Below are 13,210 nucleotides of genomic sequence, written 5' to 3'. Positions count from 1 at the left end.
GGCGGATTCCGCCAGATGCACCGAGCCCCTGCTGCGTCTCCGCCTCATCGACGACTCTGGGCGCGGCAAGCGGCAGGCCGCCGCGTCAGCGCTGCAGCAGCCCGCCGATCACCTGCGGAACCGCCACGGCGATGTCGAGCGCAGCCACGGGACCACCGTCTGCTGCGTCGCTGGCGCGCCCCGCGGCCTCGCTGTGGATCCATGCGGCGGTCGCCGCGAGCTTCGTGAGCACCTCGGCATTGACGGCGAGCTCCTCGTGATGTGTGGCGACGAGCGCGCCCATGATGCCGCCGAGCACGTCGCCGGTGCCGGCCGCCGCGAGCCAGTGCGTGCCCGCGGTGACGGTGTAGCGGTCTCCGTCCGGATCGGCGATGTGAGTCACCGCCCCCTTCAGCAGCACGGCGACGCCGAGTTCTCGAGCGGCGCGGTCGGCCCAGCCGCCGGGATCGGCCCGCACCTCGTCGAGGGTCACCTCCACCTCGCGCGTGACGAGCAGCTTCGCGAGTTCGCGGGCGTGCGGCGTGATGACCGTCGGCGCCGTGTGCGTGCCGACCAGGTCGAGCGCGCCGGCGTCGAGCACGACGGGCAGCCGGGAGGCGAGCGCATGCTGCAGGTCGCCCTGCAGCATGAACGAGCGCCGGCCGGGGTCGATGCCCGATCCGATGAGCCAGGCCTGCACCCGGCCCGAGACCGTTACGGTCTCGGGCCGGCGCAGCAGCACGGCGGCGCGCACCCCGCGGGGGCCGGTGTAGCGCACCATGCCGACGCCGGTCCTCGTCGCCGCCTCGACCCCGAGCACGGCCGCCCCGGGGTAGTCGGTCGATCCGGTGATCACGCCGAGCACGCCGCGTGTGTACTTGTCGTCACCGGCGCCGGGAGCCCTCACCCAGCCGGCCGCCTGATCGGCGGTCCATTCCTGCCACGGTTCGCCCATGTACCAACGATAGGTTGAGCGGGATGTCTCCGACAGCCCTCGCCCCGATCAGTCTCTCGCCCTCGGTCGTCGTCTTCGACTACGGAGAGGTCATCTCGCGAGAGCCGAGCGACGCCGACCGGGCGACGCTCGTCGCGCGCGCCGGTGTGCCGGCCGAGTCGTTCTGGCCCGCGTATTGGGCCCATCGCGAGGGACTCGACCGCGGCACCACCCCGATCGCGGCCTACTGGAAGGCGGTCGCCCGCGACACCGGCACCACGTGGAGCGCGCTCGACGTGCACGAGCTCTGGGCGATCGACCATCGAGGCTGGCTCTCGGTCGACCCCGGCACCCTCGCGGTGCTGCACGCTCTGGTCGAGGGCGGCACGCGACTCGCGCTGCTCTCGAATGCGGGCGCCGACTTCTCGGGCTGGCTCCGACACGGCTCGTTCGCACCGCTCTTCGAGCGGGTCTTCGTGAGCGGTGAGCTCGAACTCGTGAAGCCAGAGGCCGCGATCTACGAGCACGTCATCCACGAGCTCGCGATCGACCCGGCGCAGCTCCTCTTCGTCGACAACCGGGCCGAGAACGTCGAGGGCGCCCGCGCCGTCGGCGGCGACGGGCATGTGTTCACGGATGCCGCGGGGCTCGAGCGTTGGCTCCGGGGCCTCGGGTGACGGGCTCGGCGCGCGCGGGCGCCGCGCTGTTCCGACCGATCACGATCCGCGGGCTCGAGATCCGCAACCGCGTCTGGGTGCCGCCCCTCTGCCAGTACTCCGTGACGGCGCGCGACGGCGTGCCGCACGACTGGCATCTCGTTCACCTCGGTGCGATGGCGGCCGGCGGTGCCGGGCTCGTGATCGCCGAGGCGACCGCCGTGAACCCCATCGGCCGCATCACCGATCACGACACCGGGATCTGGAACGACGAGCAGGCCGCGGCCTGGTCGCGCATCACCCGGTTCATCCGATCGCAGGGCGCCGCGTCGGGCATCCAGCTCGCGCACGCCGGGCGCAAGGCCTCGGTGTGGCCCGAACCGTTGCGCCGGCGCGGATCGCAACCGCTCGAGGAGGGCGGCTGGCCGACGGTCTCCGCGTCGGCCGTGGCGTTCGACGGCTACCGCGAACCGCTCGCCCTCGACGAATCCGGCATCGCCCGGGTGATCGACGACTTCCGCGCCGCGGCCCGCCGCGCGGTCGAGGCGGGATTCGACCTCGTCGAGGTCCACGCCGCGCACGGGTACCTCGTGCACCAGTTCCTCTCGCCGCTCTCGAACACGCGCGACGATCGCTGGGGCGGCGGTCTCGAGAACCGGGCTCGGCTCCTCCTCGAGATCGTCCGGGCGGTGCGGGCGGAGGTCGGCACGCAGATGCCCGTGTTCGTTCGGTTCTCCGCGACCGACTGGTCGCCCGGCGGCTGGGACGAGGGGCAGACCGCCACGGTCACGGCCTGGGCGGTCGACGCGGGCGCCGACTTCTTCGACATCTCGACGGGCGGGATCATCGCCGCCGCCGACATCCCGGTCGCGCCGGGCTATCAGGCGCACTTCGCCGAGTACGTCGGGGAGCGCACGGACGCGCCGGTGTCGGCGGTCGGCCGCATCACCGACGCCCGGCACGCCGAGGCGCTCGTCTCGGAGGGGGGTGCCGACGCCGTGATGTTCGGCAAGGCGATGATGCGCGACCCGCATTTCGCGATGCGGGCCGCGCACGAACTCGGCGCCGGCACCTCGATGTGGCCGCCGCAGCACCTCAGGGCCGGACCCGAGTACAACGACGGCGAGTGGTGACGACGACCGGTCGGGCGACTAGTTCGCGGAGCCCGACCGCATGCGCGCCATCCGCTCCGTCGACTCGGCCGACATCTGCCCGATCGCGAAGATGTTGCCCTCGCTGTCGCTGAACCAGGCGCTGCGCTCCTCACCGAGTTCGGCCACGCCCTCGACGGTCGTGAGCCCGGGCGAGGTCGGCGGCGGGGAGCACGGCGCACGCCATGAAATTCTCGAACATGATATTCCCTCGAGTTTCTCGGGTCGAGGAGAGTCTACGCCGCCGCCCCGTCCGCGGTGCTACCCCCGACGGGTCGCGTCCTGCACCTCGCCCACGAGTTCCTCGATGATGTCCTCGAGGAAGATCACTCCGCTCGTCGAGCCGTCCTCCTCGAAGGTGCGCGCCACGTGCGTGCCGAGGCGGCGCATCGTGGCGAGCGCGTCCTCGAGATCGGTGCCGTCGAAGATCGAGATGAGCCGTCGTACCCGCTTCACGGGGATCGGGTCGTCGATCTCGTCGTCGTCGAGATCGATCACGTCCTTCAAGTGCACGTAGCCGTCGGGCTCGCCATCGTCTCCGAGGATCGGGTACCGCGAGAAGCCGCGACGGGCGACCGCCCGCTCGACATCACCCGGCGTCGCCCCGGGCGGCAGGCTCACGAGGCCCGCCATCGGCACCGTGACATCCTTCACCCGCTTCGTGGTGAACTCGAAGGCCGCGGTGAGCGTGCCGCTCGCATCATCGAGGACTCCCTCGCGGCGCGACTGGTCGACGATCGTCTGCACCTCCTCGAGCGTGTACGTCGAGGTCGCCTCGTTCTTCGGTTCGACGCCGAACAGGCGCAGCACGCCGTTCGCCGTCGCGTTCAGCGCGACGATGATCGGCTTGAAGACGCGCGCGACGAAGACGAGCGGAGGTGCGAGCAGCAGCACCGCACGATCGGGCACCGAGAACGAGAGGTTCTTCGGCACCATCTCGCCGAACACGACGTGGAGGTACGAGACGAGCACGAGGGTCACGATGAACGCGACCGTCGAGACGACCTCGACCGACCAGCCGGTGAGGTGCAGCGGCACCTCGAGCAGGTGGTGGATCGCCGGCTCGGAGACGTTCAGGATGAGCAGCGAGCACACCGTGATGCCGAGCTGGCTCGTCGCCAGCATGAGGGTCGCGTGCTCCATCGCCCAGAGTGCCGTCTTGGCGCTGCGCCTGCCCTGATCGGCCAGCGGCTCGATCTGCGAGCGCCTGGCCGAGATGACGGCGAACTCGGCGCCCACGAAGAAGGCGTTCGCGGCGAGCAGCACGAACAGCCAGGCGATGCCGGCCCAGTCGCTCATCGGTCCGCCTCCTCGTCATCGGCCGCCTCGGCCGGCACGGGTCCGGGCACGAAGCGCACGCGGTCGATGCGGCGGCCGTCGAGTCGCTGCACGCTGAGTGTGCCCTCGTCGATCGCGACTTCGTCGCCGACGACGGGCAGCCGGCCGAGTACGGCCATCACGTACCCGGCGACCGTCTCGTAGTCGCCGTTCTCGGGCACGTGGATGCCGGTGCGTTCGACGAGCTCGTCGGGTCGCAGTATTCCGGGGAAGCTCACGTTGTCGCCGCGGCGCACGATGCCGGCCCTCGTGCGGTCGTGCTCGTCGGCGACCTCGCCGACGAGCTCCTCGACGAGGTCTTCGAGCGTCGCGACGCCGGCGGTGCCGCCGTACTCGTCGACCACGACCGCCATCTGGAACCCGCGGCCGCGGAGCTCGCCGAGCAGCGCATCGAGCTTGATCGTCTCGGGCACGCGCAGCGCATCCGACTGGAGCGCCGACGCCGGCACCTCGCCGCGCCGCTCGCGCGGCACGGCCACGGCCTGCTTCACATGCACCACGCCGACGATGTCGTCGAGGTTCTCGTCGTAGACGGGGAACCGCGAGAGTCCGGTCTGGCGCGCGAGCTCGAGCACGGCCTCGGCCGGTTCGAGGCGCTGCACGGCCGCGACGCGCGGGCGCGGGGTCATCACGTCGGAGGCGTCGTGGTCGGAGAAGCGCAGCGTGCGGCCAAGGAGGGTCGCCGTGTCCTTCTCGAGGAGGCCCGCGCTGGCCGAGCGACGCACGAGCGAGGAGAGCTCCTCGGCCGACCGGGCGCCCGAGAGCTCCTCCTTCGGCTCGACGCCGAAGGCGCGGAGAACTCCGTTCGCGCTGCCGTTGAGCAGGCCGATCGCAGGCCGGAACACCCAGGTGAACGCGGTCTGGAACGGGATCACGAGCTTCGCGGTCGCGATCGGCAGGGCGAGCGCGAAGTTCTTCGGCACCAGCTCGCCGATGATCATCGAGAGCAGGGTCGCGACGATGATCGCCGTCGTGGCCCCGACGGGGCGCACGAGCGCGGCGGGCACGCCGATCGCGCCGAGCGGCCCCGCGAGCAGCGACGAGATCGCCGGCTCCATCGTGTAGCCGGTGAGCAGCGTGGTCAGCGTGATGCCGAGCTGCGCGCTCGAGAGGTGCGTCGAGGTGATCTTCAGCGCGGCGATCGTCAGGCCGAGGCGGGTCTCACCACGCTCGCGGCGCGCCTCGAGGTCGGCGCGATCGAGATTGACGAGCGCGAACTCGCTCGCAACGAACAAGCCCGTGCCGATCGTGAGGAGGACTCCGAAGCCGAGCAGTATCCACTCAGACAACGCTGCCTCCCCGAACGGTCACGGGCGAGGGTCTATGGCCGGGTTTCTTCGCAGAAGGAGGGTCATCCATGGTCGTTCAAGTATATTGCGAGCGGTCCGGTCGGCCACCGGGCGTCCTCACCAGCTGACCGGCAGCGCCTTGCCCTCCTCGTAGCCGGCGGCCGACTGGATGCCGACGAGCGCGCGCTCCCTGAACTCAGCGAGCGTGCGCGCCCCCGCGTAGGTGAACGAACTGCGCACCCCCGAGGTGATCATGTCGAGCAGGTCCTCGAGCGAGGGCCGCAGCGGGTCGAGGTAGATCGACGACGAGGAGATGCCCTCCGCGAACAGCTCCTTGCGTGCGAGCTCGTACGGCGAGAGACGATCGAATCGTTCGCGCACCGCCTTCGTCGAAGCCATGCCCCAGCTCTCCTTGAAGAGACGGCCGGAGGCATCGCGCCGCAGTGTTCCTGGCGCCTCGATCGTGCCCGCGAACCACGAACCGATCATCACCGAGGCGGCCCCGGCCGCGAGCGCGAGCGCCACGTCGCGCGGGTAGCGCACCCCGCCGTCGGCCCACACCCGGGCGCCGAGCTCGCGTGCGGCCTCGGCGGTCTCCAGCACCGCGGAGAACTGGGGGCGGCCGACGGCCGTCATCATGCGGGTCGTGCACATCGCTCCGGGGCCGACGCCGACTTTCAGGACATCCGCGCCCGCGTCGACGAGATCGGCGACGGCCGCCGCGGTCACGATGTTGCCCGCCACGATCGGGATGCCGAGGCCCAGGTCGCGCACGGTCGACACCGCCCGGATCATGCCCTCCTGGTGCCCGTGCGCGGTGTCGAGGACGAGCATGTCGACGCCGGCCGACGCGAGTGCACGCGCCTTCGCGGCGACGTCCCCGTTGACGCCGATCGCCGCCGCCACCCGCAGCCGGCCCTCCCGGTCGACGTTCGGTTCGTAGATCGTGCCGCGAAGAGCGCTGCGCCGGCTCAGCGTGCCGACGACGCGGCCGTGCTCGAGCACCGGCGCGAAGTCGAGCTCGGCCTCGACCATGAGATCGAACGCGCGCCGCGGGCTGTCGACGTCGTCGGCGTCGAGCGAGGCGATGCCGCCGTGCACGAGGTCGCCGAGCCGGGCGTCGGGCAGCGCGCTCGCGAGCCGCGTCGCGGCGAGGCATCCGGCATACCGCCCCGACGTGTCGTGGAGCACGATCCCGTGCCCCTCGAACGGCGGCAGCGATTCGAGCGCGTCGGCGACCCTCGCGTCGGGATGGAACGCGTGCGGGGTGTCGAAGCGGGGCGACTGCGCCTTCACCGAGCGGATCGACTCCGCGAGGTCCTGCAGATGCAGGTCTTGCGGGAGCACGCCGATGCCGCCGCGGCGGGCGAGCGTCGCGGCCAGCCGCGGACCCGTGATCGAGTTCATGTTGGCCGAGACGATCGGCACGGATGCCCCGGAGCCGTCGTCGGGGGCGAGCGACACGTCGAGCCGGCTCGCCACGCCCGAACGGCTCGGAACGAGGAATACGTCGGAGTAGGTCAGGTCATGGGTCGGGGCCGTCCGGTAGAACTCCATGTCCTCAGCGTAGGCCGCGCCCCCGCGCCGTGCACGAGGCGCCTCGCGCGGGGTTTAGGCTTGTGTGGGTGATCGGCCACGACGCGTTCGCGGCCGGGTCGATCTCCGAGAATCCAGCATCAACGGAGAGAGTGGGCGAGCGGCTGTGTCGAGCCAATTGACCGGAGCGGGATCCGACGAAACGGCGTCGGGCGAATACGGAGCCAACGAATGGCTCGTCGACGAGATGTACGAGAAGTTCCTCGCCGATCCCGACTCGGTCGACCAGACCTGGAGGCCGGTGCTCGAACGGCGCCGCGCGCAGAGCGAACAGGGCGCAACGTCCCCGACGAACGGTGCCGCCCCGCAGGGTGAAGCACCCGCGCCCGCCGCACCCGCACCCGCCGCCGACACCGGTGCACCCGTCTCCCCCGCGACCGCGCCGGTGCCCGTCATCGGGCAGACCCCGGCCGCCCGCACCACCTCGGTGGCGCCCCGCACGCAGCCGGTGCCCGCCGACGTGCCCGTCACGAGCCCGCATCCGGTCGTGGCCGACGCGCCCGCCGAAGACGAGGTCGTGCCGCTCAAGGGCATGCCCAAGGCGCTCGCCGCCAACATGGACGCCTCGCTCACCGTGCCGACCGCGACGAGCGTGCGCACCGTGCCGGCGAAGCTCATGATCGACAACCGCATCGTGATCAACAACCACCTGCGACGCACCCGCGGCGGCAAGATCAGCTTCACCCATCTCATCGGCTGGGCGCTCATCCAGGCGCTCAAGGAGTTCCCGAGCCAGAACGTCTTCTACTCCGAGGTCGACGGCAAGCCGAGTCTCGTGAAGCCCGCGCACATCGGTCTCGGCATCGCGATCGACATCCCCAAGCCCGACGGCACCCGCGCCCTTCTCGTGCCCGCGATCAAGCGCGCCGAGACGATGTCGTTCAACGAGTACCTGACCGCGTACGAAGACCTCGTCTCGCGGGCCCGCCAGAACAAGCTCAAGGCCGACGACTTCTCGGGTGCGACGATCTCGTTGACCAACCCGGGCGGCATCGGCACCGTGCACTCGGTACCCCGGCTCATGAAGGGCCAGGGCTGCATCATCGGCGCCGGCGCCCTCGAGTACCCGGCCGAGTTCCAGGGTTCGAGCGAGAAGACCCTCGCCAACCTCGCGATCGGCAAGACCATCACGCTGACCTCGACCTACGACCACCGGGTCATCCAGGGCGCGGGCTCGGGCGAGTTCCTGAAGAAGGTGCACGAGCTCCTCATCGGGCAGCGCGGCTTCTACGAGGCCATCTTCGCCGCCCTTCGCCTGCCGTACGAGCCGATCCGCTGGGCGCCCGACATCGCCGTCGACATCGCGAGCGCGATCGACAAGACGGCGCGCGTGCAGGAGCTCATCAACTCCTTCCGAGTGCGCGGCCACATGATGGCCGACACCGACCCCCTCGAGTACGTGCAGCGTTCGCACCCCGACCTCGACATCGCGAGCCACGGCCTCACCTTCTGGGACCTCGACCGCGAGTTCGTCACGGGCGGCTTCGGCAGCACGCGCACCGCTCTCCTCCGCGACATCCTCGGCGTCCTCCGCGACTCCTACTGCCGCACCATCGGCATCGAGTACATGCACATCCAGGATCCGGTGCAGCGCCAGTGGATCCAGAACGAGGTCGAGCGCCCCTACGAGAAGCCGACGCACGACGAGCAGATGCGCATCCTCGGCAAGCTCAACGAGGCCGAGGCGTTCGAGACCTTCCTTCAGACGAAGTACGTCGGGCAGAAGCGCTTCAGCCTCGAGGGCGGCGAGTCGGTGATCGCGCTCCTCGACGAGATCCTCCAGGGCGCCGCGAAGGAGGGCCTCGACGAGGTCGCCATCGGCATGGCGCACCGCGGCCGGCTGAACGTGCTCACGAACATCGCCGGCAAGACCTACGGCCAGGTGTTCCGCGAGTTCGAGGGAGCCACGGCCGGGCAGGGCTCGGGCGACGTGAAGTACCACCTCGGCACCGAGGGCACCTTCACCGCCGACGACGGCCACCAGGTCCCCGTCTCGCTCGCCGCGAACCCCTCCCACCTCGAAGCCGTCGACGGCGTGCTCGAGGGCATCGTGCGCGCCAAGCAAGACCGGAAGCCGATCGGCACCTTCTCGACCCTGCCGATCCTGGTGCACGGCGACGCCGCCATGGCCGGGCAGGGCATCGTCGTCGAGACGATGCAGATGTCGCAGCTCCGCGCGTACCGCACGGGCGGCACGATCCACGTGAACATCAACAACCAGGTCGGCTTCACGACGGTGCCGGGCGACGCCCGCTCGTCGATCTACTCGACCGATGTCGCGAAGACGATCCAGGCGCCGATCTTCCACGTGAACGGCGACGACCCCGAGGCGGTCGTGCGCGTGGCCGAACTCGCGTTCCGCTACCGCCAGGAGTTCAAGCGCGACGTCGTCATCGACCTCGTCTGCTACCGCCGCCGCGGCCACAACGAGGGCGACGACCCCTCGATGACGCAGCCGCTCATGTACAACCTGATCGAGCAGAAGCGCAGCGTGCGCAAGCTCTACACCGAGGCCCTCGTCGGTCGTGGCGACATCACCGTGGCCGAGTACGAAGAGGCCCACCGCGACTTCCAGGACCGTCTGGAGCGCGCCTTCGCCGAGACGCACGCGGTGCAGACCGGGGCGATCGCCGTGGTCGGCGCGACCGAGCAGACCCACGTCCCCGAGCAACCCACGGGCGAGCTCGAGACGACCGGCGTCGGCATCGAGGTCGTGCACGCGATCGGCGACGCGTTCAACAACAAGCCCGCCGGCTTCACGGTGCACCCGAAGATCCAGCAGTTGCTGCAGAAGCGCCTCGACATGAGCCGCAACGGCAAGATCGACTGGGGCTTCGGCGAGCTGCTCGCGCTCGGTTCGCTGCTCGTCGAGGGCACCCCGGTGCGCCTCGCCGGCCAAGACGCGCGCCGCGGCACCTTCGTGCAGCGTCACGCCGTGCTCCACGACCGCGCGAACGGCCAGGAGTGGCTGCCGTTGCAGAACCTGTCGGAGAACCAGGCGAAGTTCTGGATCTACGACTCGCTCCTCAGCGAGTACGCGGCGATGGGCTTCGAGTACGGCTACTCGGTCGAGCGCGCCGACGCGCTCGTCATGTGGGAGGCCCAGTTCGGCGATTTCGCCAACGGCGCGCAGACCATCATCGACGAGTTCATCTCCTCGGCCGAGCAGAAGTGGGGCCAGCGCTCGAGCGTCGTGCTGCTGCTCCCGCACGGCTACGAGGGCCAGGGCCCCGACCACTCGAGCGCCCGCATCGAGCGGTATCTTCAGCTCTGCGCCGAGAACAACATGACGGTCGCCCGTCCCTCGACGCCGGCGTCGTACTTCCACCTGCTGCGTCGCCAGGCCTACGCCCGGCCGCGGCGCCCGCTCGTGGTGTTCACGCCGAAGGCGATGCTTCGCCTGCGCGGTGCGACGAGCGAAGTGGCCGACTTCACCGAGGGTCGGTTCGAGCCGGTCCTCGACGACCCGCGCATCAGCGACAAGGCCGCGGTCAAGCGCGTGGTGTTCGTGTCGGGCAAGATCTACTACGACCTGATCGCCGAGCTCGACAAGCAGCAGAACACCGAGGTCGCCGTCGTCCGCCTGGAACAGCTCTACCCGCTGCCCGCGGGCGAGCTCAAGGCCGTCGCCGACCGGTACCCCGATGCCGAGCTGATGTGGGCGCAGGACGAGCCCGAGAACCAGGGCGCCTGGCCGTACTTCATCATCGAGACGAACAAGCTGGGGCCGCGCACGGTCTCGGTCGTCGCGCGCCAGGCTGCGGCGTCGCCCGCCACGGGTTCGGCCAAGCGCCACGCGACCGAACAGGCCGAGCTGGTGCGCCGCGCGACGACGCTCTAGCGTCGCAGCGCGCCGTCCTCCCACCCGCCGAGTCGCCGAAAACCGCTCTTCCCAGAGGCGAGAAGAGCGGTTTTCGGCGACTCGACGGGGAGTTTCGCTAGTCCGCGCGCCGGGCCGCTCTGCTCGGCCACCAGATGACCCAGCCGAGGTCGTAGGCGAGCGCGGGCACGAGCAGGGTGCGCACGAGGAAGGTGTCGAGGAGCACGCCGAACGCCACGATGAACGAGATCTGCACGAGGAAGAGGATCGGCAGCACGCCGAGCGCCGCGAACGTCGCCGCGAGCACGAGTCCCGCAGAGGTGATCACGCCACCGGTCAGCCGGAGCCCGCGGATGATGCCCGGGCGCGTGCCGAACTGCAACGACTCCTCGCGCACCCGGGTCATGAGGAAGATGTTGTAGTCGACGCCGAGCGCGACGAGGAACACGAACCCGAACAGCGGCACCGAGGGGTCGGCACCGGGGAACCCGAAGACGTACTCGAATACGAGGGCGGAGACCCCGAGCGCCGCGGCGAACGACACGACCACGCTGCCGATGAGGATGAGCGGCGCGACGATCGAGCGCAACAGCAGCATGAGGATCGCGAGGATCGCGAGGAGCACGAGCGGGATCACGAGGTTGCGGTCGGCGATCGCGGCCTCGTTCGTGTCGAGCGCGACCGCGGTCTGCCCGCCGACGAGCACCTCGGTGCCGACCTCGTCGAGTGCGGTGCGGAGTTCCGCGACGGTCGCCTCGGCCTGCATCGAATCGGAGGGATCGGCGAGCGTCGCCTGCAGCAGCACCTCGCCGTCGACGACGGTCGGCTCGGGGGCCGGGGTTCCGGGCGGGCCGAAGGCCTGCACTCCGTCGGCGGTCACCGGGGCCGTGCCGGCGGGTGAGTCGGCCGCGACGACGGCGACCGAGTCGACGCCGTCGACCGCAAGCGCCGTGTCGGCCATCTGCTGAAGCTCGTCCTCGGGTCCGACGATCAGTGCGGGCGTGCCCGATCCGGCCGGGAAGTGCTCGCCGAGCAACGCCTGCCCGTCTCTGGCCTGCGACTCGCCGAGCACGAACTCGCTCGACGGCACGCCATCGGCGTCGAGCTGCACGAGACCGAGCGACATGACGGCGAGCGCGAGCACCGAGACGATCCACACGGTGCGGGGGCGCCGCGAGACGAGGCGGCCGACGCCGGCCCAGAGGCCGCGGTCGGGCAGGTCGCGCTCGTCGGGCGCGGCGCCGTCCTGAGCCTGTCGAAGGGATGCCTCGTGCAGCACCCCCGCCGAGTGCGCACCGTGCTCGGGGTCGGCGGCCTCGCCGCGGTGCGCGATGCGTCGCGGCCAGAACGCCGCGCGCCCGGCCCACAGCAGGAGCGCCGGCAGGAGCGTGAGCGCCGAAAGCAGCGCGAAGACGATGCCGATCGCCGCCACCGGCCCCAGGGTCTTGTTCGAGGTCAGCTCGCTCGCGAGCAGGATGAGGAGCGCCACGATGACGGTTCCGCCCGACGCCACGATCGGCTCCCACGACCCGCGCAGGGCCGCCCACGTGGCATCCCATCGCCGTTCGAACCGCTCGAGCGTCTCGCGGTACCTCGAGATGTAGAGCAGCGCGTAGTCGGTCGCGGCGCCGATCACGAGGATGAAGAGGATGCCCTGCGTCTGCCCCGAAAGGAGGAGCACCTCGGCGCGGGCCAGCGCGACGACCGTGAACACCGAGGCGCACAGCGCCGACATGCTCGTGAACAGCACGATGAACGGCAGGAGCGGCGAGCGGTACACCACGATGAGGATCAGGAAGACCGCCGCGAGCGCCACCGCGAGCAGCAGCCCGTCGATACCCGCGAAAGCGGCGCTGAGGTCGGCGGTGAAGCCGGCGGGCCCGGTGACGGCCGAGGTCGTGCCGTCGATCGCGTGCTCGTCGAGGACCGTGCGCATCTCCGAGACGACGTCGGCGGGACGCTCGGCCCCTTCCGAGGCGTCGATCGGCAGGATCATCTCGGCGGCCTCGCCGTCGTCCGAGACGATCACGGGCGACGCCTCGTCTGCCTGCACCCCGTCGACCGCGGTGAGCGCCGCGCGGAGCTCGTCGGCCGCCTCGAGCTGCGCGGGGTCGAGGTCGCCGCCGTCGTCGCCGGCGATGACGACGATGGCGGGAACCGCCTCGTCGTCGCGGAACCCCTCGGCGAGCGCGGCCACCTCGGTGGCCTCGGCCGTGGCGGGCAGGAACTGCGCCTGGTCGTTCGTCGAGACGTCGCTCAGCGAGCCGAACGCGGCACCGCCCGCGCCGAAGGCGCCGAACCAGATGAGGATGAGGACCGCGGGGATGAGCACGCGGAGCCACGTGGGCACGCGGGGATGCTTCGGAGGAGCAGGGGTGTCGATCACACCCTCGACGTTACGGACACCCCCGGCACCCGCGCATCGAACGAACGATTGAGTCGCTCGG

9 protein-coding genes are annotated in these 13,210 nt (G+C 70.7%); 3 read left to right on the top strand and 6 right to left on the bottom strand.

The features are described 5' to 3' along the window. Nucleotides 1-85: 85 nt before the first annotated feature. Entirely contained in the window at nt 86-934 is an 849-nt protein-coding gene (locus H516_RS0103730) for an ADP-dependent NAD(P)H-hydrate dehydratase (RefSeq protein ID WP_022888380.1), read from the bottom strand. Between the two features lie 23 nt (nt 935-957). Between H516_RS0103730 and H516_RS0103725 the strand changes: the two genes are divergently transcribed. Together H516_RS0103725 and H516_RS0103720 are read left to right on the top strand one after the other, a co-directional pair. After that, nucleotides 958-1,590, top strand: coding sequence for an HAD family hydrolase (locus H516_RS0103725; protein WP_022888379.1), 633 nt, complete (start codon nt 958-960; stop codon nt 1,588-1,590). Continuing rightward, complete coding sequence (locus H516_RS0103720) at nt 1,569-2,702, top strand: NADH:flavin oxidoreductase/NADH oxidase (protein WP_245561701.1); 1,134 nt, start codon at nt 1,569-1,571, stop codon at nt 2,700-2,702. Before H516_RS0103725 ends, H516_RS0103720 begins: the two co-directional genes overlap by 22 nt. A gap of 18 nt (nt 2,703-2,720) precedes the next feature. Here H516_RS0103720 and H516_RS22805 read toward each other — a convergent pair whose 3' ends face one another. The 4 genes from H516_RS22805 to guaB1 form a co-directional block, all read right to left on the bottom strand. After that, nucleotides 2,721-2,849 (bottom strand): hypothetical protein, encoded by a 129-nt coding sequence (locus tag H516_RS22805; protein ID WP_022888377.1) that lies wholly within the window; start codon nt 2,847-2,849, stop codon nt 2,721-2,723. A 132-nt stretch (nt 2,850-2,981) separates the two neighbouring features. After that, nucleotides 2,982-4,019 (bottom strand): hemolysin family protein, encoded by a 1,038-nt coding sequence (locus H516_RS0103710; RefSeq protein ID WP_022888376.1) that lies wholly within the window; start codon nt 4,017-4,019, stop codon nt 2,982-2,984. Then, the gene (locus H516_RS0103705; RefSeq protein ID WP_022888375.1) at nt 4,016-5,347 is read right to left on the bottom strand and encodes a hemolysin family protein; all 1,332 of its coding nucleotides are present in this window, start codon (nt 5,345-5,347) and stop codon (nt 4,016-4,018) included. Before H516_RS0103705 ends, H516_RS0103710 begins: the two co-directional genes overlap by 4 nt. 117 nt (nt 5,348-5,464) lie before the next feature. After that, nucleotides 5,465-6,904 carry a GMP reductase gene (guaB1, locus tag H516_RS0103700; protein WP_022888374.1) on the bottom strand — a complete coding sequence of 480 codons (1,440 nt, stop codon included), beginning with the start codon at nt 6,902-6,904 and terminating at the stop codon, nt 5,465-5,467. A gap of 145 nt (nt 6,905-7,049) precedes the next feature. Here guaB1 and H516_RS0103695 point away from each other — a divergent pair, with 145 nt between their 5' ends. Continuing rightward, entirely contained in the window at nt 7,050-10,784 is a 3,735-nt protein-coding gene (locus H516_RS0103695) for a multifunctional oxoglutarate decarboxylase/oxoglutarate dehydrogenase thiamine pyrophosphate-binding subunit/dihydrolipoyllysine-residue succinyltransferase subunit (protein ID WP_026378382.1), read from the top strand. A 97-nt stretch (nt 10,785-10,881) separates the two neighbouring features. Here the strand turns inward: H516_RS0103695 and H516_RS0103690 are convergent, their stop codons facing one another. After that, nucleotides 10,882-13,113 carry an MMPL family transporter gene (locus H516_RS0103690; RefSeq protein ID WP_022888372.1) on the bottom strand — a complete coding sequence of 744 codons (2,232 nt, stop codon included), beginning with the start codon at nt 13,111-13,113 and terminating at the stop codon, nt 10,882-10,884. Nucleotides 13,114-13,210: the final 97 nt, after the last annotated feature.

It is taken from the genome of Agromyces italicus DSM 16388 (assembly GCF_000421545.1).
GTDB lineage: Bacteria > Actinomycetota > Actinomycetes > Actinomycetales > Microbacteriaceae > Agromyces > Agromyces italicus.
Note: the sequence above shows the minus strand (reverse complement) of the source record. Positions and strands in the feature narration are given on the sequence as shown.

Coding starts and splice junctions, on each gene's coding strand:
- H516_RS0103730 (WP_022888380.1), bottom strand. CDS start 934: ATGGGCGAACCGTGGCAGGAATGGACCGCCGATCAGGCGGCCGGCTGG.
- H516_RS0103710 (WP_022888376.1), bottom strand. CDS start 4,019: ATGAGCGACTGGGCCGGCATCGCCTGGCTGTTCGTGCTGCTCGCCGCG.
- guaB1 (WP_022888374.1), bottom strand. CDS start 6,904: ATGGAGTTCTACCGGACGGCCCCGACCCATGACCTGACCTACTCCGAC.
- H516_RS0103725 (WP_022888379.1), top strand. CDS start 958: ATGTCTCCGACAGCCCTCGCCCCGATCAGTCTCTCGCCCTCGGTCGTC.